This is a genomic window from Bacillus sp. UNC69MF, from assembly GCF_000746035.1.
Taxonomy (GTDB): Bacteria; Bacillota; Bacilli; order Bacillales; family Bacillaceae; genus Bacillus; species Bacillus velezensis.
Window position 1 is genome coordinate 632,210 of sequence record NZ_JQKM01000003.1, and the last position, 26,982, is coordinate 659,191.

The window sequence follows — 26,982 nt, forward strand, 5'->3', positions numbered from 1 at the left end:
CTGCAGAACGTCCGCGTTTTGAAGTTTCCGCGGCACTTTCGTCTTCTGAGCCGCCTGCCCTGGCTCAGAAGACGATCTGCCCCGTGCCCGGAAGCTGCAATCTGCCCCGCGGCGGAAGCATCATGAGGCGGTTTCACGTTTCACGTTTTTCGTGCTATGCAAACCATTTTGAAGGAGGATCTCCTAAGGCATGAATAAAAAAACAGTAAAAGACATCGACGTAAAAGGCAAAGTCGTATTCTGCCGCGTTGACTTTAACGTTCCAATGAAAGACGGGGAAGTAACAGACGATACTCGTATCCGCGCTGCGCTTCCAACAATCAAACACCTTGCAGACCAAGGCGCGAAAGTCCTTCTTGCGAGCCACTTAGGCCGCCCGAAAGGCGAAGTGGTTGAGGAGCTTCGTTTAACTCCTGTCGCTGCACGCTTAGGCGAACTGCTCGGCAAAGAAGTGAAAAAAGCGGATGAAGCTTACGGCGATGCTGTAAAAGCACAAATTTCTGATATGAAGGACGGAGACGTTCTTGTATTGGAAAACGTACGTTTCTACCCTGGTGAAGAGAAAAACGATCCTGAGCTTGCTAAAGCATTTGCTGAGCTTGCGGATGTATATGTCAATGACGCATTCGGTGCTGCCCACCGTGCTCACGCATCTACAGCCGGAATTGCCGAGCATCTGCCGGCGGTTGCAGGATTCCTGATGGAAAAAGAGCTTGACGTTCTCGGCAAAGCCGTGACAAATCCTGAGCGCCCGTTTACGGCAATCATCGGCGGCGCGAAAGTAAAAGACAAAATCGGCGTAATCGAAAGTCTGCTTGATAAAGTGGACAACTTGATCATCGGCGGAGGTCTTGCTTACACATTCGTAAAAGCGCTTGGTTATGAAGTCGGTAAATCTCTTCTTGAAGAAGATAAAATCGAACTTGCAAAATCATTCATGGACCGCGCGAAAGAAAAAGGCGTTAAATTCTATATGCCGGAAGACGTTCTCGTTGCTGATGATTTCTCTAACGATGCAAACGTCCAAATCGTGCCGATCTCTGAGATCCCAAGTGATTTAGAAGCGATCGACATCGGAACGAAAACACGCGAAACGTATGCTGACGTTATCAAAAACAGCAAACTTGTCGTGTGGAACGGACCGATGGGCGTATTCGAAATCGACTTGTTCGCTCAAGGCACAAAAGCGGTTGCAGAAGCATTGGCAGAGGCTAATGATACATACTCTGTCATCGGCGGAGGAGACTCTGCGGCAGCCGTTGAAAAATTCGGCCTTGCTGACAAAATGAGCCATATCTCAACAGGCGGCGGCGCATCCCTTGAATTCATGGAAGGCAAAGAGCTTCCAGGTGTAGCTGCGCTGAACGATAAATAAAAACTGCTATAAGGAAGTGGAACAGATGAGAAAACCAATTATAGCCGGTAACTGGAAAATGAACAAAACACTCGGCGAGGCTGTCAGCTTCGTTGAAGAAGTGAAATCTTCCATTCCAGCAGCAGACAAAGCGGAAGCCGTTGTTTGCGCACCAGCTCTTTTCTTAGAAAAGCTGACTTCTGCTGTTAAAGGAACTGACCTGAAAGTCGGCGCCCAAAACATGCATTTTGAAGAAAACGGTGCGTTCACAGGTGAAATCAGCCCGGTCGCTCTGAAAGACCTTGGCGTGGATTACTGCGTCATCGGCCACTCTGAGCGCCGTGAAATGTTCGCTGAAACTGATGAAACAGTTAACAAAAAAGCGCATGCCGCTTTCAAACACGGCATTGTGCCGATCATTTGCGTAGGTGAAACGCTTGAAGAGCGCGAAGCCGGAAAAACAAATGATCTTGTTGCCGATCAAGTGAAAAAAGGTCTTGCGGGTCTTTCTGAAGAGCAAGTTGCCGCTTCCGTTATTGCGTACGAGCCAATCTGGGCAATCGGAACAGGCAAATCTTCTACAGCGAAAGATGCTAACGACGTCTGCGCGCATATCCGTAAAGTCGTTGCTGAAAGCTTCAGCCAGGAAACTGCTGACAAGCTCCGCATTCAATACGGCGGCAGCGTAAAACCTGCAAATATTAAAGAATATATGGCAGAGTCCGATATTGACGGTGCTTTGGTCGGCGGCGCAAGCCTTGAACCGCAGTCATTCGTTCAATTATTGGAGGAAGGTCAATATGAGTAAAAAACCAGCTGCACTCATCATTCTTGATGGGTTCGGATTACGCAATGAAACAGTCGGAAACGCAGTCGCACAAGCGAAAAAACCGAATTTCGACCGTTATTGGAACCAATACCCTCATCAGACGCTGACGGCATCAGGCGAAGCAGTCGGACTGCCTGAAGGACAGATGGGGAACTCTGAAGTCGGTCATTTGAATATCGGCGCAGGACGTATTGTGTACCAAAGCTTAACACGCGTGAACGTTGCCATCCGCGAAGGCGAATTCGAACGCAATCAAACGTTCCTTGACGCCATCAAAAATGCGAAAGACAACGACAGAGCGCTGCACCTGTTCGGCCTTCTTTCTGACGGAGGCGTACACAGTCATATCAATCATTTATTCGCGCTGCTGAAGCTTGCGAAAAGTGAAGGACTGACGAAGGTGTATATTCACGGTTTCCTCGACGGCCGCGATGTAGGTCCGCAAACGGCGAAAACTTACATTCAGCAGCTGAATGAGCAGATCGAAGAAATCGGTGTCGGCGAAATCGCCAGCATTTCCGGACGCTACTACTCCATGGACCGCGACAAACGCTGGGACCGTGTGGAAAAAGCGTACCGCGCAATGGCTTACGGCGAAGGCCCGTCTTACCGCAGCGCGATGGATGTAGTCGACGATTCTTATGCGAACGGCATTCATGATGAATTCGTCATTCCGTCCGTCATCACAAAAGAAAACGGTGAACCCGTTGCGAAAATTCATGACGGCGATTCTGTGATTTTCTATAATTTCAGACCAGACCGCGCCATCCAGATTTCAAACACGTTTACCAACAAAGATTTCCGCGATTTCGACCGCGGTGAAAATCATCCGAAAAACCTGTATTTCGTCTGCCTGACTCACTTCAGTGAATCTGTTGACGGATATGTGGCTTTTAAACCGGTAAACCTTGACAATACGGTCGGTGAAGTATTGGCACAGCACGGGTTAAAACAGCTTCGCATTGCAGAAACTGAAAAGTATCCGCACGTTACGTTCTTTATGAGCGGCGGCCGCGAAGAAGAATTCCCGGGCGAAGAGCGCATCCTCATTAACTCGCCGAAGGTCGCGACATATGACTTGAAGCCTGAAATGAGCGCGTATGAAGTGAAGGATGCTCTTGTAAAAGAAATCGCGGCTGACAAGCACGACGCGATCATCCTGAATTTTGCAAACCCTGACATGGTCGGCCACTCCGGAATGGTCGAACCGACGATTAAAGCAATTGAAGCAGTGGATGAATGCTTAGGCGAAGTGGTTGACGCCATCATCGCTAAAGGCGGACATGCCATCATTACCGCTGATCACGGTAATGCAGACATTCTGATTACAGAAACAGGCGAACCGCACACTGCCCATACGACAAACCCAGTCCCTGTCATTGTGACGAAAGAAGGTGTGACGCTGCGCGAAGGCGGAATCCTAGGCGACCTCGCACCAACGTTATTAGACCTTCTCGGTGTTGAAAAACCGAAAGAAATGACCGGAACATCTTTAATTCAAAAATAAGCGTAAATCAAAAGGAGAGACAAACTCATGCCATACATTGTTGATGTTTATGCACGCGAAGTCCTTGACTCCCGCGGCAACCCAACAGTTGAAGTTGAAGTATATACAGAAACAGGAGCTTTCGGCCGCGCATTAGTGCCAAGCGGAGCTTCTACAGGTGAATACGAAGCGGTTGAGCTTCGTGACGGCGACAAAGACCGTTACCTTGGAAAAGGCGTGTTAACTGCTGTTAACAACGTAAACGAAATCATTTCTCCAGAGCTTCTCGGCTTTGACGTAACTGAACAAAACGCAATCGATCAGCTTTTAATCGAGCTTGACGGAACTGAAAACAAAGGCAAACTCGGTGCGAACGCAATCCTTGGCGTATCTATGGCTTGTGCGCGCGCAGCTGCTGATTTCTTACAGATTCCTCTTTACCAATACCTTGGAGGATTCAACTCAAAAACGCTTCCTGTACCGATGATGAACATCGTAAACGGCGGAGAGCATGCTGACAACAACGTAGACATTCAAGAATTCATGATCATGCCTGTAGGCGCGCCTAACTTCCGTGAAGCGCTTCGCATGGGCGCTCAAATCTTCCACAGCCTGAAATCAGTTCTTTCTGCTAAAGGAATGAACACAGCTGTAGGTGACGAAGGCGGATTCGCTCCGAACCTTGGTTCTAACGAAGAAGCGCTTCAAACAATCGTTGAAGCAATCGAAAAAGCCGGCTTCAAACCTGGCGAAGAAGTGAAACTTGCGATGGATGCTGCATCTTCTGAGTTCTACAACAAAGAAGACGGCAAATACCATCTGTCTGGCGAAGGCGTTGTGAAAACATCTGCTGAAATGGTTGACTGGTACGAAGAAATGGTTTCTAAATACCCAATCATCTCTATCGAAGACGGACTTGACGAGAACGACTGGGAAGGCCACAAACTTCTTACAGAGCGTCTTGGCAAAAAAGTTCAGCTTGTCGGTGACGACCTTTTCGTTACAAACACGAAAAAGCTTGCTGAAGGTATCAAAAACGGCGTAGGCAACTCTATCCTGATCAAAGTAAACCAAATCGGTACATTGACTGAAACATTCGATGCGATTGAAATGGCGAAACGCGCGGGCTACACTGCCGTTATCTCTCACCGTTCAGGTGAAACTGAAGACAGCACAATCGCTGACATCGCTGTGGCAACTAATGCAGGACAAATCAAAACAGGTGCTCCGTCCCGTACGGACCGTGTTGCGAAATACAACCAGCTTCTTCGCATCGAAGATCAGTTGGCTGAAACTGCTCAATACCACGGTATCAACTCTTTCTATAACTTGAATAAGTAATGGAATGGACGCCGGGAGATATTCTCCCGGCGTTTTTTTATGCTCCCGGGCTTTTCCCTCCTTTTTCATCATCTTCATTTGGTCAATAATATTCATTTTTCCCCTTTTTAAAGGAATCAGTGTTCTTCAATCGAAAGGGAAGAGGTGTTAATAAGAGGAGGGATTATGATGAAATTTTCATTTATGTCAGCCGCGGTGGCAGCAAGCCTCATATGGGGCGCGTCTGCCGGGCCGCTGTCCGAAACTCATGCTTATTCAGCCGTGACCGCGCCGGTTTTTGATGCTGATGAGGCATTGGACACGATGCATGATCTGAGTGAAACCATCGGACCGCGGGAAACCGGAACTGCGAAAGAAAAGGAAGCGGCTGAATACATATCGAATCGTCTGCGGGCTCAGGGCGCCAGTGTCAAAGTACAGTCATTTCCGTTGAAAAAGTACTTTTCAGGTTCAGTCACAGCGGGAGATCATGAATTTCCGCTCCGCTCCGCTGATCAATCCGCTGTTGAAAAAGAGCTGAGAATTGAGGGAGGGATTTTTGACGGCGGCTGCGGATCACGCGATGACGTAACAGGAGCCAAAGGAAAGATTGCAGTGATACGCGAAGGAAAGATCCCCGTTTCTCAAAAGATCAAACATGCCGAACAAGCGGGAGCCAAAGCAGTCATTATTTATAATCAGACAACAAAACCGCTCGCCGTCCGTCCGCATACCGATAAAGGAATCACGATACCGGCGGCGGGTATGAAAAAAGAAGACGGTGAAGCACTGCTGCAGGAAAAGAAGGCAGTCATTCAATTTAAAAACTATAAAAACCGCACCTCACAAAATATTATAGGAACGCGCAAAGCAGCACAGGCCAACTCTTCTGATGCTGATATTATTTATGTCACAGCGCATTATGACAGCGTAAAAGGCGCGCCCGGAGCGGATGATAACGCCTCAGGCACATCTGCCGTTCTGGAAATCAGCAAGCAACTCAAACACATACCGAAAGACAAAGAGATCCGCTTTATCCTGTTCGGTGCAGAAGAATTATGGTCTGCGGGTTCATCTTATTACGTCAGTACACTCACGAACAATGAAAGAAAGCACAGCCAAGCCAATTTTAATGCCGATATGATTGCGACTGACTGGGAAGAAGCGAGTCAAATGTGTGTCACGACTCCTGACGGCAAGGAAAACCCGAGCGTCCGGTATGCTGAAAAAGCCGCTGAAAAATCCCGGTTGGTCAAGCCAAACCTGATTCAGCTCGGTTACTCAGACCATGTCTCTTTTTATGAAGCAGGGATTCCGTCGGCTAACTGGATTTGGCTCAGCCCCGATACACAGGAGCCGGGGCCCTGGTATCACACTGAGAATGATAATATGAAACACATCAGCAAAGAACGATTAGAGAAAGCGGGAGCACTCGTTTCCGCGGCTGTAACTGAGGCAGTGAAAGAATAAAAAACAGGCTTCGGCCTGTTTTTTTATATTGTTTTCTGTATATTCTCTCAATTAAGGGAGATTTTCTCACTCGTTACCAGATATATACCATTTGACAGGATTTTATTTTACAAATAAAAGAAAAATAAATAGATAATACCTAATTTATAAAAGGATGTAAAACTCATTTATCAAATTTTAACTTTTGTTATAATTGCGATATCGATCGATATTTGTTTTAAATTGTAAAAAACAATACTCTTTTCTATCTATTAGGGGGCGAAAAATGAATACTGTCACAAAAGAAGCCAGCAACCTTGGTCAAAAACGGCTGTTACATCTGATTGAAACGAAGCAGGCAATTGTAGGCGTGTTAGGCATGGGATATGTGGGATTTCCTCTTGCGCTGGAATGTGTCGATAAAGGATACAATGTTATCGGATTCGACAAAAACAGTGAAAAGGTTTCCTTGTTAGCCGCCGGAAGCAGCCATATTCAAGATATAGAGGACGACAGACTGAACTCGGCTTTACAAACAAAACGCTTTCAAATCAGCGCCGACATGTCGCTCATCCAAAAATGCGACATCATTGTGATATGTGTGCCGACACCCCTGAACAAAAAAGACAAGATCCCCGATTTAACCTACATCGACAGTGCAGTTGACAGCATGATTGCTTATGGAAGGCAGCATCAGCTTTTAATTTTAGAAAGCACCACCTATCCCGGAACAACGAAAAAAAAGATTGCCGACAGAATGGCATCAAGCCGCGGCATGAAAATAGGAACAGACTTTTTTACGGCTTATTCTCCGGAAAGAATCGATCCGGGCAACAGGCAATATGAAGTTTCAGATATTCCTAAAGTAGTCGGCGGAACCACACAGACTTGCACAGAACTTGCCTCAGCGTTTTACAGCACCATTGTTACAAGCATTCACCCGGTCACCTCACCCGAAGTAGCTGAAACAGCTAAACTCCTAGAGAATACTTATCGTTATGTCAATATAGCTCTTATCAATGAAATGGCGCTTAATTGCCGTGAACTTGATATTGATATATGGGAAGTCATCTGCGCGGCGGACACGAAGCCGTTCGGCTTTCAAAAATTTATCCCGGGTCCCGGAGTCGGAGGCCATTGTATCCCGATTGATCCTTTTTACTTCAAATGGATCGCGAATGAAAAAGGGCTGCAGACAAAATTAATTGATCTCGCGGACGAAATCAATTCCAACATGCCGATTTCTGTCTCTGACTATGCTTTGAAACTGGCGGGCAAAGACAAATGCAGCATCTTAATAATAGGGGCCGCTTATAAAAAAAATACAAATGACCCGCGTGAATCCTCAGTGTTTACGATAATGGAAGAATTGATGGACAAGGGATGCGCGATTGATTATCATGATCCGTTTATCAGCGAGATCCGCTTGAATGACGGAAGCTGCAAACAATCTGTCCCTTTCACAAAAGAACAAATCAATCAGTACGACGTCATCATCATTCATACAGATCACGATGTAATCGACTACAGTATTTTGAAGGATGCCTCACCGATTATCTTTGACACAAGAAATGTATGCAAGGAAAAATCAGCCGACAATTGCAGAGTTGTCACTTTATAGGAGGGAACGGTCATTAGTAATCGATTTATCTCTTTTCACAGACCTGATATGACAAACGAAGAAATCGCAAGCGTAACCGAAACGATTCAATCGGGCTGGATTTCGAAAGGCCCGAAAGTAATCAATTTTGAAAAAAAGCTGGGAGAATGTATAGGAGCCGAACACGTCATCAGCTGTAATTCAGGCACAGCTGCATTACATATGGCTTTATTGGCGCTCGGTGTGGGAGAAGGCGATGAAGTCATCGTGCCGAGCTTCACGTTCTGTTCCAGTGTCAATGTCATCCTGCACGCCGGAGCCGTTCCTGTGTTTGCGGATATATGCGAGAAAAGTCTATGTGCCGATCCTGAAGATGTCAGGAAGAAAATAACGCCGCGCACAAAAGCGGTAATTGCGGTTCATTTTGCCGGCTATCCGGCTGATCTGGAAAACTTGCAATCCATTTGTAAAGAAAACGGATTGTATCTGATTGAAGACGCCGCTCATGCGCTCGGTACAAAATATAACGGAAGCATGATCGGCACTCACGGCGATGCCGTGTGCTTCAGCTTTTATGCCACCAAAAATATTACAACGGGGGAAGGCGGAGCCCTCGTCATGAAAGACGAACAGGCCGCAGAAAGAGCGAGGCTGTACGGCTGGCACGGCATCACAAAAAATGCCTGGAACCGGTACGGTGAAAAAGGCAGCTGGAGATACGACGTTTTACTGCCGGGTTTTAAATATAATATGACGGATATTCAGGCTGCGCTCGGTCTGGTTCAATTGAAACGCGCAAACGAAATTCAAGAAAAACGGGAACAGATCGCTCAATTTTATGTACGTGAACTGTCGGGCCAATCTGATAAAGCGGCGCTTCCGCTTTCTGACATTCCAAACGGCATAACGCACTCATGGCATTTATTTATTTTACGGATTCGAGAAAACGGCGGTATGGACAGAGATCTGTTTATTGAGAAAATGAAAGAAAAACAAATCGGGCTGAGCGTGCACTTTATTCCCGTGCATTTGCATCCTTACTATCAAAAACATTATCCTGCCGAGCTGCCGGTAACTGAACGTGTTTTCCGGGAGATCGTATCACTGCCTCTTTACAGCCAGTTATCAGATGAGGATTGCAGTTATATTGTCAAGTCTATAAAAGAAGTTTTGACTATCAGCCAGGAGGTAGGATCATGAAACATATTGCGATTATCGGAGGAGCCGGTTTTATCGGAAGCGAACTGGCGGCATTATTACAGGCTAAAGGTTATCACACCATCATTGCAGATCAAAAAAAGCCGGCTTTTGACACTGAATACCGCCAAACGGATATCCTTGACCGGACGTCCCTCCGCGAATCACTGCGGGGAGCGGATGCGGTTGTCCATTTAGCGGCAATGGTCGGAGTGGACAGCTGCCGAAGCAATGAAGAAGACGTCATACGGGTCAATTTTGAAGGAACGAAAAACGTCACTGAGGTATGCGGTGAATTGGGAATCAGCACACTTCTTTTCTCATCGAGTTCAGAAGTGTTCGGAGATTCACCGGATTTTCCTTATACCGAGACAAGCAGAAAGCTTCCGAAATCAGCTTACGGAAAAGCCAAACTGCAATCAGAGGAATATTTGAGAGAACAGGCTACCGACGAACTTCATATTCGAGTCGTCCGGTACTTTAATGTATACGGGCCGAAACAGCGCGAGGATTTTGTCATCAACAAGTTTTTCAGCATGGCCGAGAATGGCTCTGAGCTGCCTCTTTACGGGGACGGCGGACAAATACGCTGCTTCAGCTACATCAGTGATATCGTCACCGGAACTTATCTCGCTCTCATTCATGAAGGAGCCGTCTTTGAAGACTTCAATATCGGGAACGACCAGCCGATCACGATAAAAGAACTGGCTGAAAAAGTCAATGTGCTCTCAGGCAGAGAGAAGGATAACTATCTGTTTAAAAAGCTGGGCGAAGACGGCGTGAGGGGAAAAGACATCGAGATTTTTAAACGGGCGCCGTCAATCGAGAAGGCGAAACGTTTGCTCGGTTACGCTCCGAAAGTAAGTCTGAATGAAGGCCTGGAGATCATAAAAGATGAAAGACAAAAGCACAAACTTTCACTTTCCTAAAAACCCGGAAGTGGTCAAATATCCCGTTTATCCCGGACAGTTTTCCGTCAGCGGCCGTCTGCGCGCAGTGAAACACTTGCTTACTGCCGGACAAAGCGGACTGACTGAAAAACTGGAAAAACGTTACGGAAAAGGGGTTGTGCTGACCTCCAGCGGCAGTGCGGCACTGGTGCTCGCATTAACTTATTCGGGAGCCGGGCCGGGGAAAGAAGTGATTTTCTCATCCTTCAGCTGCCCGAATGTCATTGATGCCGTGCTTCAATCCGGTGCGACGCCTGTGTTTGCGCAGCTGGATGAGCATCTATCCTTATCTTTTGAGGATGTCAAAAAAAAAGTGACGAGGCGTACGTGTGCGGTTATCCTCACACATGTATACGGCCGGAGAGAAAATACCGCTATCATTGACTGGGCGAAGGAAAACGGAATTGCTGTCATTGATGATGCCGCTCAAGCCATGTTTACAAAACAAGCCGATACATTTGCCGGCGGTTTGGGCGATTTCGGCATTTTAAGCTTCGGCCCCTCAAAGCCGCTTGCGAGTATCGGAGGCGGCGCGTTAATCGCGCCGAAAGAATGGCTTCGGCAAAAAGCAAATCTCCCGATGGAACAGCGCAGCCAAGTGGCAGCTGACTATCGAATCTATATCAGAAATCAAAGAATCCAAGCTGTAATGAAACGGAAACGGCATCATCCTATTTCATATATGTTTAGAAAAGCGGGCGCCATGCCTTCCATGAAAGCCACAAAGCTCGAAGCTCTGCCGGATAAACCGGCTGTTGTACCCGTGCTTCGTATGCATCCGGCAAGGGAAGCCATTATTGATGATCAGCTTTCACGTATAGATCAGCTTGTAACAGCTTCGCTTCGAAACTTACAGACGGCGGGAGAAATCTTTGCAAAGGCGGGAGAAACAAACGGCATAAGAATGATCCAGCCCCAAGAAGGAGAACATCTGAATTATTTAACAATTGTATTTCCCCGGGATGAAGAGCGGTACGGGTGTTCCGTTTATTTAGCCGAAAGAGGCATCCAAACATGCTGGAACTACCTTCCCCTCGGACGTATTCCGATTTATGAAACATACGCGGGGGAAGGCGGGGAAGACCCGCTTTGGAAGAGAGTTCTTTCCCTGCCGTTTAAACCTCCTCTTCAAAAGGAGCAAGTCAGATATATAGCCGAATCCGTTTTATCATATTGTGAGCAACAGAATAAGACTGAATAGTGGTGATAAATATGCAAAAAACAGCAGTATGCACGACCCGCCAGGCATGGGATCGGGCCGCTGACATGTATCAGGCGGGATTGTTTCAAAGCTATGATTGGGGAATCCTCATGGAAGAGCTTCCCGGCACGTCATTTCACCCTGTCAGACTGACAACGGACGGAGGACAAGTCATCTATCTTCCGCTTTTTGAACAGAAGGGCGTATTATCCGGCAACATGATCGGATACGGCGGCGTTATTTCAGATCGCCCCATCTCATTTGAATGGCTTCAAAGTGAAATCCAGGCCATATTCGGCCGGAACATATCCCGGATGCTGCTGCCGTACGGTCAGACTTCTTTTACAGAAGAAATCAGGGAAGGATGGACGGAAAAGGCAACGCGGATTCTTTCGCTTCCGGACACGTTTGACGAGCTTTGGACGGGCATTTCCGGAAAAGCCCGGACGGCAGTCAGATACGCTGAAAAAGAGAATATTGTCACCCGGCTGATCGGGCGAAAAGAACTTGGCGCGTTTTATGACCTCTACAAAGAGCATACGGCGGCAATCGGCGCGGCTTATGTGCTGAGCCAGGGCTTTTTCCAAAAGCTGCTTGACACGTTTGCGGACCGAATGTTTTGGGTCGGAGCATATCAGGATGAGACGCTGATCAGCAGCAGTATTTTTCTCTATGACCGCTCTCATTTCTATTATTGGCAGAATGTAAACAGCCTGGCGGGAAAAAAAGCGCAGGCCTCTTACTTATTGATGCGTGACGCCCTGCAATTCGCCATTGGCCGCAAGCTTCAATGGGCTGATTTTGGCTTTTCACACAGTAAAGAAATAGCGAGACCGAAACGATATTGGGGAGCTGAAGAAAAACAATGCCGACTTTTTACGAAACCGGAATGAAAACAATAAGCGGCCATCAATCCAGTTATCTGCCGTGGTACGGTTTTTTTGAAAAAATGTATAAGTCGGATCTGTTTGCCATTCATGACACAGCCCAATTTGAGAAAAAAGGATTTCTCAACCGCAACAGAATCAAAACGCCGCAAGGCCCCAGATGGCTGACAGTGCCTTTGCAGATGAAACAATATAAAGACATAGAGCTTCGGCATATGAAAATCGACCAGACACAGGATTGGCGGAAAAAACATTGGATGGCGATTAAAATGAACTATGCGAAAGCTCCCTATTTTGAGCGATACCAGCATTTTTTTCAAGATGTCTATCAGCGGGAGTGGGAATATCTCCATGATTTGAATATGCACATCATTGAATTTTTCCGAAAAGAGCTCCGAATTGAAACGCCGCTCTGTTATGTCTCTGAGCTTGAATGCCGGAAGGAGAAAAAAAGCGATTTTGTTTTAGCGCTTTGTCAGGAGCTGGGGGCGGACCGTTATTATTCAGGCAGTCAGGGTTCCGACTATTTAATAGAAAGCGATTTTGAAAGAAACGGAATTGTCATTGAGTATCAGCAGATCCGACATTTTGGCTATCCTCAATTATTCGGGGAGCATATCCCTCACCTCTCCATGCTCGATATGCTGATGAACTGCGGAGCGGATACAGCTGAAATGTTAGTTAAAGGAGGGCAATATGATGAAAGTAATGGTATTTGCAGCGCATCCCGACGATGAAATTATCGGCGTCGGCGGCACGCTCGCCAAACATGTCCGCCAAGGTGACAGCGTGTCGGCAGTCATTATGGCGGAAGGCAAATCATCAAGAAAAACGGATTACAAAAAGCCTGAAGATTCCGTTATGGAGCATTCTAATCAAGAAACGGAGCAGGCGCTCAGCACTTTGGGCATCCATGATTTTGTCAGGCTGAACCTTCCTGATAACAGAATGGATTCAATGGATTTGCTGGATGTCGTGAAGGAAGCGGAGAAACAAATCAATCGTTTTCAGCCTGACATTGTGTATACCCAGTACGGCGGTGACATTAATATTGACCACTCCGTCGTATTCAGAGCGGTCATGACGGCAACCCGTCCGCTTCCCGGTCATACGGTAAAACGGGTTTTTGCCTATGAAACATTGTCTTCGACGGAATGGAATTACTGTCAGAAGGATCAGTTTCATGCCAATTTCTTCGTTAATATTGAAGACGAGCTTGAAACGAAATTGAAATCGATGGCGTGTTACGGCTCCGAGCTCAGAGACTTCCCTCATCCCCGCTCTTTGCAGGCGATCGAACATAATGCCCATGTGTGGGGAGCAAAATCGGGTTTTACCGCTGCGGAAGCGTTTATGCTTGTGAGAGGAACATGGTGACTGTCCTATGATTGCTCAAATTCCGTTTTTCGGACTTGATCCGAAGCAAATCGATGAGAAATGGGTGGAAGCGGGATACGGTCTGGAAGCGAATATTTTTGACGGCCATTCCTTTGAGGAAGCGGATTATATCAAAACATTTAATCAGACGCTGGAATATGCGAAACAGCTTGATCCTTCATTATTGACGCTGCATTTCCCGACAGATCATGCCGATTATGTGAATGAAGATCACATCAAAAAACAGCTTTATCACTTTGCGGAGCTCGCTGTGAAATACGGCGCCAAAGGCATAACCGTTCATGCGAATCAATTTATGACGGTTGAGGAATTTCAAGTCTATGACCTGGAAGGAAACCGTAAAAAAATCGTTGAGTTTTTCGCGGAGTTTGATGAGCGGCTGAAAGGGACGGACATCTGGATCGGTGTGGAAAACCTTCCGATCATCGGGAATCTGGGAGAGGATTTTGATCCGATTTTCATTTATCCTGAGGATTTTACAGAGCTGGTGCAGATGGATCTGAAGCATGTCGGTATTACGTGGGATCTGTGCCATTGGGCGATTACCTATCAGACTCACTTGTCTTCCGCGCTTATGTTCAGAAATGATCAGCTGAAATATCCCGATTTCTTTCAGTTTCTGTCGATAAAAGAGAACATTAAGCATTATCACTTCAGCTCATTTCGCCAGCTTGCGTTCCCGCATGGCGGCGTCCGCTGTTTTGAGGGCCGCCATCCGAGTGAAGGGACGATCGCTGAGGAGCTGCTGAGACGGGCTGCAGATACTTTGCAGGAGCTTTATCGGAATCAAGATACCGGCATTGTATTTGAGGTGATGGAAGAGGATTATACGGAAAGACGGGAATCATGGAGAACGCTGGAATGGTTCGGCGGTGTTTCTGATGACGAGGATCAAAAAAGGGCCTGATATGACATATCGAACACCGAACTATGCAAAGCTTTGGTGTGCACAGGTGTTTTCTTCAGCAGCGGACGGGGTCTGGCTTATTGCACTGCCGCTGTTAGTGCTGGAATTGACCGGCAGCAAAATTCTTGTCGGCGTTATTTCTTTTATCGAACTCGTGCCGTTGACATTTGGCGTGCTGGCGGGACCGCTGATTGATTTATTCCGAAAAAAGTCGATCTTGTATTTGTGCAATACGGGCCGGGCCGTCATCATGATCCTCTTGGCGGTGCTCAGCGCGAACGATTTATTAACCGTGTGGATAGCCGGGGTGTGCGCCTTTTGTCTATCTCTGCAATCGATGCTGTTTGCGCCGGCGAAAGTTGCGATCATTCCGCTGCTCGTCCGCAAACAGCATCTTGATCAGGCGACATCTCTGATCAATACGAGTGACTTGATCGGACTCATCGTCGGAAAATTGATCAGCGGGATCATGATTGCGGCTATTCCGTTCGGGATGCTGTTTGCCATAAACGGAACTGCTTTTTTGATCTCTGCGGCATTTATCGCGTTTATTCGTATTTCAGAACAGCCCAATGAAAAAAGCAACGGAACTGAAGATGTAAAAGCCGGTTACAGAATGCTGAAAGGAAATGCGGCATGGCTGACATCGGTCGGATACTTTTTCGTCGTAAATCTCGTCATTGCCGGCCTTATTTCAGTAATGGGGCCGATTCTTGCTGTGGAGCGTTTTCAGCAGAACTATTCTGTATGGTTTGCCGTCATGTATTCAATGTTTCAGGCGGGGATGCTTTTGGGCAATCTGGCCGTATTTTTCAAATGGAATACAAAACGCTTGAACCGGCTGTACCCGCGGACGTTAACGGCAGCGGGACTGCTCATTATGCTCCTGTTTTTTCCCCTTCATGGATTTGAGTGCATCATCTTCCTGGTGCTTGGCATCATCATCTCGTATATTGATGTGCAAACGGTGCTGTATTTCCAAAAGACGGTTCCGGCCGCATATTTCGGAAGGGTCTTTGCACTGATTTTTTCCATTGTCAAAATGGGTGAACCGCTGTCGGCCGCTGTCTACACAGGGCTTCTGCTGTTGATGAATGCGGATTATATTTTTGCGGCGGTCGGACTGACCCTTACGATCGTTTTTGCTGTTTTTTCAGTCAGACAAGGGAGTCAAAGAAATACAGAGAAACAAGCGGATCAATCCGTCTGAATGGTAAACGAAGGGGCGCCGATGTCAGCCGGCGCCCTTTTTATCATAAATCCAAATAAAGCCGTATCATATCCCGGCATTGAATGCCGTTTTCAAAAATGTCTTCATCATAATGTCTGATAAAAAAATCATGGTCGACAGCCTGAATGCGGAATCCGCATTTTTGATAGAGTGACAGCTGATGAATACTGGAATTTCCGGTGCCGATTTCAATCGTGTCAGCCCCCGATTGTCTCGCTTTTTCAATGGCATCCCGCACCAGCTGTTTTCCGAATCCCCTGTTCTGCAGCGATTCTTTTACCGCGATGTTTACGATTTCTATCGTTTTAGGCCTTGTTTGCAATAAAACGTAAACCCCTGCAAGCTCGTCTGACGTCCAGGCCGTATAGCATTCTCCTCTTACAAGATAATCATCGACAATCTCTTTCGACGGATCGGCCAGCAGCAATAGTTCATACAGCGCTTCATCCGGCTCCGCGGCTTTTCGGATGCTCAGTTTTTGCATGTCCGTTTCTCCTCCTCCGTTATGATCGACAGCTATTTTTGAAAATAACTCCAAAATCATTCTACTTTATTATAAAATATGAAACATAGGAAAAGTTATACAAGTTTTGCAGATTGAATAGGAGGAAAGTCATGTTTTTTTGTAAGCATTGCGGCCAGCAGAACAATGAAGAAGCGCATTTCTGTAAAGAATGCGGAAAACCGATCGGGAAAGGAAGCCGGCTGGAGCGGCAGGCGGCTGTAAAAGCGGCTGAACCTGCTTCACAAATGAGAAAGCCGATCCCTAAAAAAACGCTCTTCATGTGGGGCGGCATTGCCGCAGCGCTGATCTTATTGATTGCCGCATATAAAACCGGAGCCTGGCTGACATCTGAAAAAAGGCTCACGGATCAATTCGAACAGGCGGTTCATGACGGGGACACGAAAAAGCTCGCAGCCCTGCTCACTCCTTCAGACAAAAAACTGAAGCTGAATGAGACCAATGTCAAACCGCTCCTTGCATACGCAAAGAAACACGATGAACTGCTGGCAGCGCTTCGCGGCAATTCATCAGAAACAGATGCGGTATATGTCAAAAAAGAGGGAAAAACCCTTCTTTTGTTTGACCATTACGAACTGAAAGTCGATCCGGTTTATTTCCGCGTCACAAGCAATTATAAAGGCGCCGATCTTTATATCAACAGCGAGAAAACAGGTACGGTCAAAAAAGCCGATGAAACCCAAATCTTCGGCCCGTATGCACCTGGTGTCTACACGGCGGAAGCCAAGCTTAAAAATGAGACGGTTGACGTTGTCAAAAAGCAAGAGGCAGAGGCGGCCGGAAGCCGGAATGTTGAGTTTGACCTGCCGTTAGACGCCGAGGATGTGACATTCACTCCGGCAGATAGCTTCAAAAGCGCGAAAGGCGATCTGCTGATAAACGGCAAGTCCGTCCATAAAGATCCGTTTACATCCGTTACATATGGTCCGCTCTTAACTGACGGTTCCATGACAGCCGCCGTGGAGGCTGATTTTCCTTGGGGGAAAATGAAAACTGCCGATGTCCCGATCAACAGTACTGATGTGGACTTAACGCTTATCCCGGATCAAGATACACAGCAAACAATCATGGACACGATTGTCAAAACAACGAAGCAGTATACAAAAGCGATGGCAGACGGAAATACCGATCAGATGACCGAGGCTGGTTCCGCCTGGAAAGAGCAGACGAAAGAAGTGGTATCCGGCATGAAGAGTTCCGGCACCTTTTTGAAGGATCAGTATAAAGAGACAAGCTTTGATCTGGATTCATTTGCGATTTCTCAAGAGAACGGCCGCTGGCAAGTAACTGTTACGGGTAAAGAGCTTCATGAGTCTGCTTATTTCGACGGGAATACGAAGCCTGATATGGAAGAGGCTGAGCCGAGCTTTCACTATGTACTCTCATATGATACAAAACATAAAAAATGGGTTTTCGAAAAAGCTGACCCTGCCTCAGATTCTTCTGGGACAAATGTAAAAAAAATAAAAAACGACCAGCCGAAAAACTATACATCCGCATGGGCATCTTCCAAAGGAAACACAGCTTCAGGCAGCGTGACAAACGAGCAAGTCACATCGTTTATGACTGATTACCTGACAAATCAATCAAGCGCCGTCAGCCTTAACAATTTTGCCATCATGGCGGGTAATTTAGAAGAGGGAAGCCCTTTGTATGCTGATCAGCAGAAACTGGTCAAAAAACTGCACAGCGAGGGGACGACCGAAGTATTTAATGAAGTGAATGTCAAAAGCTTTTCACAGAAAGGCTCTCATCTGACGATTCACACGTACGAGGAGTTTTATATTACGAAAGCCGGCGGCAGTCCGAAGCTCAGAACATACAATTGGACGTATGGCGGCGTTGTTAAAGACGGAAGAATTTATTTAACATCCATTCAATAAAAAAACCCCCGCGCCAATCAGGCGGCGGGGGTTTCCGTTTTTAAAAGAAGAAATAATTCATGAGTTCTTTTATATAATGCTTGATCGTGAATTGAAACGTTACGCAAATGATCAAATAGATGACGATAACAGAATAAATGATATCCGCCTTAGTAGTGAGCTGATGCTGATAGCTCGCCAGCATGAGCGGAGGCACGGCAAACGCCGCTCCTAAAAGACCGACAGCCAGAATGGTGAAGCAAACGGTTGTATGAAGCAGCATAAAAATGAGGGCAAGAAGCAAAATAGCTGTAAACGGAATCAAAAATGCCCCGAATCTGGACAGCGAATCTTTAAATGACACCTGGGCGCCGCCGGCCTTCAAAGCGATAAAAATCAAGAGATACAGGCAAAAAACGCATAATGCAAAGGTAAGCGCCGGCTTGATCACAACCGCGGTAAAACTGACGTCACGAAAGCCGTCTGATAAGAGAATATAAAACATAACCGGCGTCACCAGGCAGAAAAGCACCATGTTGATGATGCTGCTGACAAGCTGTTCGCCGCCTGTCGTTTTACATGTTTGATACGGTCGCTTTAACACATCAAGCACGAATAAGGCAAATTGCTTTGAAGCCTGCTTAGCCGCGGCGCCGGCCTGAGCGGCCTGGCCCTGCGTTTGGCCTGCGCCTCCCTGCCCGGGCTGGGGCGCCCCGCACTTTTCACAAAACTTTCCGCCATCAGTATGATGGCCGCATTGAGAACAATACATTCTAAAACTCCTTTTACAAGTAATATAGGGATTTTGTTCAATATTTACATTATAAAAGAAAATAGGGCGGATGTAACGGAGTTTTCTAAAGATATACAAATCACCTTCTCTATGAATTGATAATAGAGAAAAAGTACCCTTTATGGTAGAATTTTATTGGAGCTGATAGATATCATGTCTCTCGGCGCATTGATTCAGAGTGAAAAAGGAAATTAACGCATGCTAAAAAAATTGAAAATGCTTTATCGGCTGTTGAAATTCGGAAAAGGCTTATGGAGATAGCAAACAGAAAAAACCGTCCTTACAAGGACGGTTTTTTCTGTTTCCGGATCGTCCGGCTGAGGTTATAAAAAGCAGACCCCGGGGTAAAAACCATGCATAAGAAACAGCGGAGAACAAAACATAACTCAATAACGGCAAGTCATAAGGAGGTACGCATGTTTTCATTCATCATTCATGTCTTCATTTCACTGTTTGCAGTCTCCAATCCCATCGGAAACGTGCCGATTTTCCTTTCACTGACGGAAGGGTACTCGGAGAAAGAACGGACAGCGATCGCGCGCAAGGCTTCCGTGCTGTCGTTTATCATCTTGGCGGCTTTTTTAATCTTCGGCCATCTGATCTTTAAACTGTTTGACATTAACATTCATGCCTTACGTATCGCGGGCGGCATTTTTATTTTCGGCATCGCTTATAATCTTCTGAACGCGAAGAAATCTCATGTACAGTCTCTCCATCATGAAGAGAAAGGGGAGAGCAAGGAGAAAGCCGATATATCTGTGACGCCTTTGTCGATTCCGATTATCGCCGGACCCGGTACGATCGCGACGGTGATGAGTCTGTCGGCCGGCCATGGCGGCATCTTCCATTACATCAGCGTGCTTATCGGCATTGCGGCCGTCATCGCGATGACGTTCATCTTCTTTCACTATTCATCTTTCATCAGCAATAAGCTCGGGAAAACCGAAATGAACGTCATTACCCGACTGATGGGGCTGATTTTGGCGGTGGTGGCCATCGGCATGATCGGCGCCGGTCTGAAAGGCATGTTCCCGATATTGGTTTCCTGACTTAAAAAAGCAGCGCCCGGTTATCTTCGGGTGCTGCTTTTTTCTATTTTCGGCACATGCTGAAACACTTCTTCACTCTCAAAAAATTCTATCAAACGGCTCAGCCAGTCATAATAATGGAGCCAATCCGTCAGTTCATCCAAAAGCTGACGGGCTTTTTCTTCAATATCGGGACTGAGATTTTCCGATTCCAGAAGCTCAGTCAGCTCGCGGTTCAGTTTTTTATAGAGCATTTTGTTTTTGCTGACCGCCTTTGTCCAATTTGCCGTAAACAGGGAGATAAACGTCTGGTAATAATCACGCTCCACGTCATAAAGGTCTTTGCGAACGCCTTTTTCAAACACTTTTTCAGCCAGATTGACATCGGTCATTTCGCGGACCACCTGGCTCATCCTCGTTTTGCTCATCCCGGTCGCCTCTGACAGCTCATTTAACGTCATCGGCTTGCGGTTCATATAAATAATACCGAGCACACGTCCCAGTGTGGCCGGCATTCCGAATGTATGCATATTCTCGGCGATTCTCTCAATGAGATGCTCTTCAGCATGCCCGATGATATCAAGAGCGTTTTTTTCCACGGCTGATCATCCCTTCACTGGCTTTTCATGCTGACAATATATCATATTTTTTACAGTTGATGAAAAAGATGATGCGGCAGGATATGCGAGCTATCGGGAGCGATTGTAAGAACATCCGCATTGTCAGCGGGATAACATGAAAAAATACGTATATTGTATATAATTTCAACACATTGTAAACTTTTTATTTTACAAATTTCATCTTATAATAAAGATTATACTTTTCAGAAAAATAACGGAACCCTTCGGAGGTGCACGGATTGCTGAGATTAGAAAATGTATCAAAAGTCTATAAAGGCGGAAAAAAAGCTGTCAACAGCATTGATTTAAATATCGAAAAAGGCGAATTTATTTGTTTTATCGGGCCGAGCGGCTGCGGAAAAACGACGACGATGAAAATGATTAACAGACTGATTGAGCCGTCATCCGGAAAGATTTTTATCGATGGCGAAAACATTATGGAGCAGGACCCGGTGGAGCTGAGACGGAAAATCGGCTACGTCATTCAGCAGATCGGACTTTTCCCTCATATGACCATTCAGCAGAACATTTCCCTCGTGCCGAAACTGCTGAAATGGCCGGAACAAAAGCGGAAGGAACGGGCGCGGGAGCTTTTGAAGCTCGTCGATATGGGCCCGGAATATTTAGACCGCTATCCTCACGAGCTGAGCGGGGGACAGCAGCAGAGAATCGGCGTGCTGCGCGCCCTTGCAGCGGAACCGCCTCTTATTCTCATGGATGAACCGTTCGGAGCGCTTGATCCGATTACGCGGGATTCCCTTCAGGAAGAATTCAAAAAACTGCAAAGAACATTGAATAAAACGATTGTGTTTGTAACACACGATATGGATGAAGCCATTAAGCTGGCTGACCGGATCGTCATTTTAAAAGCGGGAGAGATCGTTCAGGCCGGCACTCCTGATGACATTCTCCGGAATCCGGCTAATGAGTTTGTCGAAGAATTTATCGGCAAAGAACGGTTATTGCAATCAAGACCGGATATTGAACGCGTCGAGCAGATGATGAACAAAAAGCCTGTCACCGTTACGGCGGACAAAACGCTTTCGCAGGCGATACAGGTGATGCGGGAACACCGTGTCGATTCCCTGCTGGTCGTTGATGACCTGAATGTGCTGCAAGGATATGTGGATGTCGAAATCATTGATCAGAACCGGAAAAAAGCGAGCCTCGTCGGCGACGTGCTCCGCTCTGATCTGTATACAGTCGAGCAGGGGACACTGCTGCGCGATACCGTACGCAAAATTTTAAAGCGCGGAATGAAATATGTACCCGTCGTTGATGAACAAAGGCATTTAGTCGGAATTGTCACGAGAGCGAGCCTTGTCGACATCGTTTACGATTCAATCTGGGGTGAGGAAGACCAGCTGGTGACAGGCTGACAAGGGGAGGAACGCTTACAATGAATGAAATGATCAAGTTTTTGCAGACGAACGGCGGAGAACTGTTATATAAAACGTGGGAGCATTTATACATTTCGATCATCGCCGTCATATTAGGCATTGTCGTCGCCGTTCCGCTCGGAGTGGCGCTGACGAGAATGAAAAAGGGCGCAGGCGCCGTCATCGGCGCCGTCAACATTGTGCAGACCTTGCCGAGTCTCGCGATACTGGCGTTTTTTATCCCGCTGTTAGGCGTGGGAAAGGTGCCCGCGATCGTCGCGCTGTTTTTCTATTCGGTGCTGCCGATTCTCCGGAACACGTATACCGGCATTCAAGGCGTAAACAAAAATCTGCTGGAATCGGGAAAAGGCATCGGCATGACGGTCTGGGAGCAGATCAGGCTTGTGGAACTGCCGCTTGCGGTTCCGGTGATCATGGCGGGCATCCGCACATCCACCATTTATCTGATCGGCTGGGCGACGCTTGCTTCCTTTATCGGGGGCGGCGGGCTCGGAGACTATATTTTTATCGGCCTGAATCTCTATCAGCCTGAATATATTATCGGCGGCGCCGTGCCGGTCACCATTTTAGCCATTATCATTGATTATCTGCTAGCGGCGACGGAACGGAAGGTGACGCCGAAAGGGCTGAAAGGACTGAAGGAAGTATCATAAGGAGTTGGCTGTTTTGAAAAGAAACCAAAAGAGATGGATGTGCGCACTGGCGCTGTCAGCTGCTCTGCTTCTAGGCGGCTGTTCCCTTCCCGGCCTGAGCGGGGCTTCCGATGATACGATCAAAATCGGGGCGCAAAGCATGACGGAATCAGAAATTATCGCCAATATGCTCGCACAGATGATTGAGCACAATACAGACTTGAATACGGCATTAATTAAAAACCTCGGATCGAACTATGTCCAGCAGCAAGCGATGCTCGGCGGTGAAATCGATATCGCCGCGACGCGCTACTCGGGAACGGATTTAACGAGCACCCTCGGCATGGAAGCGGAAAAAGACCCGAAAAAAGCATTATCCATCGTACAGAAAGAATTTGAGAAACGCTTCCATTACAAATGGTTTGATTCATACGGATTTGAGAACACATACGCTTTTACCGTCACGAAAGAGCTTGCGGAAAAAGACCATTTAGACAAAGTGTCCGATATTAAGAAGCATGCGGATCAATTTAAGCTCGGTGTAGACAATGCGTGGCTGAAAAGAAAAGGTGACGGCTATAAGGGCTTTACCGACACGTACGGCTTTGAATTCGGCACAACCTATCCGATGCAGATCGGACTTGTATACGATGCCGTGAAAAACGGGAAAATGGACGCCGTCCTCGCTTATTCAACGGACGGACGGATTAAAGCGTACGATCTGAAAATTTTAAAAGACGACAAGCAGTTTTTCCCGCCGTATGACTGTTCGCCGGTCATTCCCGACAGCGTGCTGAAGCAGCATCCTGAACTGAAGGGCATTGTGAATAAACTGATCGGCAAAATCGATACGGAAACGATGCAGGAATTGAATTACGAGGTGGACGGCAAGCTGAAAGAACCGTCCGTCGTCGCTAAAGAATTTTTGGAGAAACATCATTATTTTGAATAAGAAATGAGGTGGGGCAAATGGAAGTGCTGCAGCAGCTCGGCACTTATTATTCTCAAAACGGCGCCTATGTGCTTCAGGAGTTTTACCGCCATTTTCTCATGTCGGTATACGGCGTTTTATTTGCGGCGATCGTCGGGGTTCCGCTCGGCATCTTCATTGCCAGGCACAGAACATTAAGCGGCTGGGTATTCGCGGTGACAAACGTGATTCAGACCGTGCCGGCGCTTGCGATGCTTGCGGTGCTGATGCTCGTCATGGGGCTCGGCGCCAATACGGTGATATTGTCGCTGTTTTTATATTCGCTTCTTCCGATCATCCGGAATACGTACACGGGCATCGCCAGCATTGAACACGCTTATCTTGAATCGGGAAAAGCGATGGGCATGACCAAATTTCAGGTGCTCCGCATGGTGGAGCTGCCGCTTGCGCTTTCCGTCATCATGGCGGGGCTGCGGACGGCGCTCGTCATCGCGATCGGCATTACGGCAATCGGTACGTTTGTCGGCGCGGGCGGACTCGGTGACATTATTGTCAGGGGCTCAAACGCCACGAACGGAACCGCGATTATTTTGGCCGGCGCCATTCCGACAGCGCTGATGGCCGTTATCGCAGATCTTGTGATGGCATGGCTGGAGCGGGCGCTGAGTCCGGTGAGAAAGAAAAAACGAACCAAAGCGCCGAATGCGGCATGAAAAAAACGCCTTGCGGGTCAGGGCGTTTTTTTCTTATGGCTTCGGAACATGCTTGAAAATTTCTTCGCTTTCAAAAAACTCGATCAGACGGCTGATCCAATTGTAGTAATCTAGCCAATCCTTTAATTCTTTCAGCAGTTCGTTGATTTTTTCCTCAGCTTCTTCCGGCACGCCGTTTTCAAGGACGGCTGTCAGTTCGCGGTTCAGCTTTTTATGCATCATTTTATTTTTGCTGACGACCTTGCTCCATGTGGCCGTAAACAGCGTAATAAAGGTTTGGTAATAATCCTGCTCGACGTCGTATAAATCTTTGCGGACGCCTTTTTCAAACACTTTTTCCGCCAGATTGACGTCAAGCATTTCACGGACCGCCTGACTCATTCTCGTCTTGCTCATGCCGGTCGCTTCTGATAATTCAGTTAAGGTCATCGGCTTGCGGTTCATATAAATAATGCCTAAAATGCGCCCCACCGTCGCGGGCATTCCGAATGTATGCATATTTTCAGCGATTCGTTCTATCAAATGATCTTCAGCTTGTTCGATTACGTGTAACGGATCTTTCTCCAACAGTTTCAATCCTTTCAGTCAGCAATTCCGATGTCAATATACCACATTTTTAAACCGGCGGAAATGCTCTTCCGAGAGAATTTGGCAGTAATCCGGAGCAATAAGAAGAACTTTGCCGGTCAATACGGGTTAATCAGTGCTTACACAACCTTTATATATAATATGGACAAATTGTAAACTTTTTAATTTACAAAGTTTAATTTATAATGGAAAACGTTCAATTGTCTGAAAAGTTAAATTTGAATTTAACGAATTGAATAAACTTAATCGTGGAGGTGTGAGTGTTTGCTGACATTAGAAAATGTCTCGAAAATGTATAAAGGCGGGAAAAAAGCCGTCAACAGCATCAACCTGAATATCGCCAAAGGCGAATTTATTTGTTTTATCGGGCCGAGCGGCTGCGGCAAAACGACGACGATGAAAATGATCAACCGCTTAATTGAACCGACAGAAGGCAGAATCCTGATAGAGGGCCGAAACATTATGGAACAAGACCCGGTGGAACTCAGAAGAAGCATCGGCTATGTCATCCAGCAGATCGGGCTGTTTCCGCATATGACCATTCAGCAGAACATTACGCTCGTTCCGAAGCTTTTAAAGCATCCTGCCGAAAAACGGAAGGAACGGGCGCGGGAGCTTTTAAAGCTCGTTGATATGGGGCCTGAATATTTAGACCGTTACCCTCATGAACTGAGCGGAGGACAGCAGCAGCGAATAGGTGTATTACGGGCACTTGCCGCAGAGCCGCCGCTCATCTTAATGGATGAACCGTTCGGGGCACTTGACCCGATTACGAGAGATTCCCTTCAGGAAGAATTTAAAAAACTGCAAAAAACCTTACATAAAACCATCGTATTTGTTACCCATGATATGGACGAAGCCATCAAGCTTGCGGACAGAATCGTCATTCTGAAAGCGGGAGAAATCGTCCAGGCCGGAACGCCTGATGAGATTCTCAGATTTCCGGCGAATGAATTTGTTGAGGAGTTTATCGGCAAGGAACGGCTGATCCAATCATCCAGCCCTGATATTGAACGGGTGGAGCAGATCATGAATCCCGATCCCGTGACGGTAACACCTGAGAAAACACTGTCAGCCGCCATTCAGCTGATGCGTGCCGAGCGGGTGGATTCGCTGCTCGTCATTGATGAAAAGAACGTTCTCCAAGGTTATGTCGATGTGGAGATGATTGACCGCAATCGAAGACAAGCGGTAACCGTCGCGGAAGTGCTTGACCGGGATCTGTACACGGTCAGAAGCGGCACTCTGCTCCGCGACGCCGTCCATAAAATTTTAAAAAGAGGCATGAAATTTGTGCCGGTCCTTGATGAAGCCGGCCGGCTAACGGGAATCGTGACAAGGGCAAGCCTCGTTGACATCGTCTATGACTCCATCTGGGGAGAAGAGAATCAGCTCGCGGTGATGTCATGAGGAGGCTTCAATTGATATGAATCAGACCGTGCAATTTTTACAGGCAAATGGAGGAGAGATGCTTTATAAAACATGGGAGCATCTGTACATCTCATTAATCGCCGTCATGGCGGGCATTCTCGCCGCCGTTCCGCTCGGCGTCCTGCTGACGAGGATGAAAAGAGGAGCCGGTGCCGTCATCGGCATCGTCAACATCATTCAAACCTTGCCGAGCCTTGCCATTCTTGCGTTTTTTATTCCGCTTTTAGGCGTAGGAAAGATCCCGGCCGTTGCGGCGCTGTTTTTCTATTCCATGCTGCCGATTCTCAGAAACACGTATACGGGGATTCTCGGCGTCAATCGGCATCTTCTGGAATCGGGAAAAGGAATCGGCATGACGGCATGGGAGCAGATCAGGCTTGTAGAACTCCCGCTTGCCGCTCCTGTCATCATGGCGGGCATCAGGACGTCTTCGATTTATTTAATCGGCTGGGCGACGCTCGCCTCCTTTATCGGCGGAGGCGGGCTGGGAGATTACATTTTTATCGGCTTGAACCTTTATCAGCCGGAGTATATTATCGCAGGCGCCGTTCCGGTCACAGTGCTGGCGGCAGCCGTCGATTACATGCTGGGGATGACAGAACGGAAAGTCACGCCTGACGGGCTGAAAAGCATAAAGGACGCTTCATAAGGA

General features: G+C 47.1%; 26 protein-coding genes. 22 read left to right on the plus strand and 4 right to left on the minus strand.

The genetic code is table 11. From position 1 onward, the window contains the following. Positions 1-190: 190 nt before the first annotated feature. The 14 genes from BR62_RS0103150 to BR62_RS0103215 all read left to right on the plus strand — a co-directional run bounded on the left by BR62_RS0103150 (position 191) and on the right by BR62_RS0103215 (position 15,788). Positions 191-1,375 carry a phosphoglycerate kinase gene (locus BR62_RS0103150; protein ID WP_016937889.1) on the plus strand — a complete coding sequence of 395 codons (1,185 nt, stop codon included), beginning with the start codon at positions 191-193 and terminating at the stop codon, positions 1,373-1,375. Positions 1,376-1,400: 25 nt separating this feature from the next. Continuing rightward, positions 1,401-2,162, plus strand: a complete 762-nt coding sequence (gene tpiA, locus BR62_RS0103155; RefSeq protein ID WP_003151618.1) for a triose-phosphate isomerase — start codon at positions 1,401-1,403, stop codon at positions 2,160-2,162. Beyond that, complete coding sequence (gene gpmI, locus BR62_RS0103160) at positions 2,155-3,690, plus strand: 2,3-bisphosphoglycerate-independent phosphoglycerate mutase (RefSeq protein WP_007409955.1); 1,536 nt, start codon at positions 2,155-2,157, stop codon at positions 3,688-3,690. Before tpiA ends, gpmI begins: the two co-directional genes overlap by 8 nt. A 27-nt stretch (positions 3,691-3,717) precedes the next feature. Beyond that, complete coding sequence (gene eno, locus BR62_RS0103165; RefSeq protein ID WP_007409956.1) at positions 3,718-5,010, plus strand: phosphopyruvate hydratase; 1,293 nt, start codon at positions 3,718-3,720, stop codon at positions 5,008-5,010. A 168-nt stretch (positions 5,011-5,178) separates the two neighbouring features. After that, a complete protein-coding gene (locus BR62_RS0103170) occupies positions 5,179-6,459 on the plus strand; it encodes a M20/M25/M40 family metallo-hydrolase (protein ID WP_032869635.1) in 1,281 nt (426 codons plus the stop codon). A 265-nt stretch (positions 6,460-6,724) separates the two neighbouring features. Continuing rightward, on the plus strand, positions 6,725-8,059 hold the full coding sequence (locus BR62_RS0103175) for a nucleotide sugar dehydrogenase (protein ID WP_007409958.1): 1,335 nt from the start codon (positions 6,725-6,727) through the stop codon (positions 8,057-8,059). A 48-nt stretch (positions 8,060-8,107) separates the two neighbouring features. Next, the gene (locus tag BR62_RS0103180; RefSeq protein WP_032869638.1) at positions 8,108-9,238 is read left to right on the plus strand and encodes a DegT/DnrJ/EryC1/StrS family aminotransferase; all 1,131 of its coding nucleotides are present in this window, start codon (positions 8,108-8,110) and stop codon (positions 9,236-9,238) included. Further along, on the plus strand, positions 9,235-10,164 hold the full coding sequence (locus tag BR62_RS0103185; protein WP_032869640.1) for an NAD-dependent epimerase/dehydratase family protein: 930 nt from the start codon (positions 9,235-9,237) through the stop codon (positions 10,162-10,164). Before BR62_RS0103180 ends, BR62_RS0103185 begins: the two co-directional genes overlap by 4 nt. Then, entirely contained in the window at positions 10,130-11,386 is a 1,257-nt protein-coding gene (locus BR62_RS0103190; RefSeq protein ID WP_032869643.1) for an aminotransferase class V-fold PLP-dependent enzyme, read from the plus strand. The genes BR62_RS0103185 and BR62_RS0103190 overlap by 35 nt, the downstream gene beginning before the upstream one ends. 11 nt (positions 11,387-11,397) lie before the next feature. Further along, entirely contained in the window at positions 11,398-12,279 is an 882-nt protein-coding gene (locus BR62_RS0103195; protein WP_032869646.1) for a GNAT family N-acetyltransferase, read from the plus strand. Continuing rightward, the gene (locus BR62_RS0103200) at positions 12,252-13,010 is read left to right on the plus strand and encodes a WbqC family protein (protein ID WP_007409964.1); all 759 of its coding nucleotides are present in this window, start codon (positions 12,252-12,254) and stop codon (positions 13,008-13,010) included. Before BR62_RS0103195 ends, BR62_RS0103200 begins: the two co-directional genes overlap by 28 nt. Continuing rightward, a complete protein-coding gene (locus tag BR62_RS0103205; protein ID WP_007409965.1) occupies positions 12,973-13,650 on the plus strand; it encodes a PIG-L deacetylase family protein in 678 nt (225 codons plus the stop codon). Before BR62_RS0103200 ends, BR62_RS0103205 begins: the two co-directional genes overlap by 38 nt. 7 nt (positions 13,651-13,657) lie before the next feature. After that, complete coding sequence (locus BR62_RS0103210; RefSeq protein WP_032869649.1) at positions 13,658-14,578, plus strand: sugar phosphate isomerase/epimerase family protein; 921 nt, start codon at positions 13,658-13,660, stop codon at positions 14,576-14,578. Further along, positions 14,553-15,788, plus strand: coding sequence for an MFS transporter (locus BR62_RS0103215; protein WP_015418240.1), 1,236 nt, complete (start codon positions 14,553-14,555; stop codon positions 15,786-15,788). The genes BR62_RS0103210 and BR62_RS0103215 overlap by 26 nt, the downstream gene beginning before the upstream one ends. A 43-nt stretch (positions 15,789-15,831) precedes the next feature. Here BR62_RS0103215 and BR62_RS0103220 read toward each other — a convergent pair whose 3' ends face one another. Then, the gene (locus BR62_RS0103220; protein WP_007409969.1) at positions 15,832-16,293 is read right to left on the minus strand and encodes a GNAT family N-acetyltransferase; all 462 of its coding nucleotides are present in this window, start codon (positions 16,291-16,293) and stop codon (positions 15,832-15,834) included. A 131-nt stretch (positions 16,294-16,424) separates the two neighbouring features. On the opposite strand from BR62_RS0103220, the gene BR62_RS0103225 reads away from it, so the two are divergent. Further along, positions 16,425-18,215 carry a zinc ribbon domain-containing protein gene (locus BR62_RS0103225; protein WP_020956357.1) on the plus strand — a complete coding sequence of 597 codons (1,791 nt, stop codon included), beginning with the start codon at positions 16,425-16,427 and terminating at the stop codon, positions 18,213-18,215. Between the two features lie 40 nt (positions 18,216-18,255). On the opposite strand, the gene BR62_RS0103230 is transcribed toward BR62_RS0103225, so the two are convergent. Further along, the gene (locus tag BR62_RS0103230) at positions 18,256-18,966 is read right to left on the minus strand and encodes a hypothetical protein (RefSeq protein WP_032869650.1); all 711 of its coding nucleotides are present in this window, start codon (positions 18,964-18,966) and stop codon (positions 18,256-18,258) included. A 437-nt stretch (positions 18,967-19,403) separates the two neighbouring features. Between BR62_RS0103230 and BR62_RS0103235 the strand changes: the two genes are divergently transcribed. After that, complete coding sequence (locus BR62_RS0103235) at positions 19,404-20,036, plus strand: NAAT family transporter (RefSeq protein WP_007409973.1); 633 nt, start codon at positions 19,404-19,406, stop codon at positions 20,034-20,036. A gap of 20 nt (positions 20,037-20,056) precedes the next feature. Here BR62_RS0103235 and BR62_RS0103240 read toward each other — a convergent pair whose 3' ends face one another. Next, positions 20,057-20,614: a GbsR/MarR family transcriptional regulator gene (locus tag BR62_RS0103240; protein WP_007409974.1), complete on the minus strand. Its 558-nt coding sequence runs from the start codon at positions 20,612-20,614 to the stop codon at positions 20,057-20,059. A 260-nt stretch (positions 20,615-20,874) separates the two neighbouring features. On the opposite strand from BR62_RS0103240, the gene opuCA reads away from it, so the two are divergent. The 4 genes from opuCA to opuCD are packed head-to-tail and all read left to right on the plus strand — an operon-like array spanning position 20,875 to position 24,311. Then, positions 20,875-22,014 (plus strand): osmoprotectant ABC transporter ATP-binding protein OpuCA, encoded by a 1,140-nt coding sequence (gene opuCA / locus BR62_RS0103245; RefSeq protein ID WP_003151651.1) that lies wholly within the window; start codon positions 20,875-20,877, stop codon positions 22,012-22,014. Positions 22,015-22,034: 20 nt separating this feature from the next. After that, complete coding sequence (locus BR62_RS0103250; protein WP_003151654.1) at positions 22,035-22,688, plus strand: ABC transporter permease; 654 nt, start codon at positions 22,035-22,037, stop codon at positions 22,686-22,688. A gap of 37 nt (positions 22,689-22,725) precedes the next feature. Beyond that, complete coding sequence (gene opuCC, locus BR62_RS0103255; protein WP_088005516.1) at positions 22,726-23,619, plus strand: osmoprotectant ABC transporter substrate-binding lipoprotein OpuCC; 894 nt, start codon at positions 22,726-22,728, stop codon at positions 23,617-23,619. Between the two features lie 17 nt (positions 23,620-23,636). Further along, complete coding sequence (gene opuCD / locus BR62_RS0103260) at positions 23,637-24,311, plus strand: glycine betaine/carnitine/choline/choline sulfate ABC transporter permease OpuCD (RefSeq protein WP_012118473.1); 675 nt, start codon at positions 23,637-23,639, stop codon at positions 24,309-24,311. A gap of 33 nt (positions 24,312-24,344) precedes the next feature. Here the strand turns inward: opuCD and BR62_RS0103265 are convergent, their stop codons facing one another. Beyond that, positions 24,345-24,878, minus strand: coding sequence for a GbsR/MarR family transcriptional regulator (locus BR62_RS0103265; RefSeq protein ID WP_003151660.1), 534 nt, complete (start codon positions 24,876-24,878; stop codon positions 24,345-24,347). A gap of 285 nt (positions 24,879-25,163) precedes the next feature. Here BR62_RS0103265 and BR62_RS0103270 point away from each other — a divergent pair, with 285 nt between their 5' ends. Then, entirely contained in the window at positions 25,164-26,309 is a 1,146-nt protein-coding gene (locus BR62_RS0103270; protein WP_032869653.1) for a betaine/proline/choline family ABC transporter ATP-binding protein, read from the plus strand. Positions 26,310-26,325: 16 nt separating this feature from the next. Further along, entirely contained in the window at positions 26,326-26,979 is a 654-nt protein-coding gene (locus tag BR62_RS0103275; protein ID WP_007409977.1) for an ABC transporter permease, read from the plus strand. Positions 26,980-26,982 lie beyond the last annotated feature (3 nt).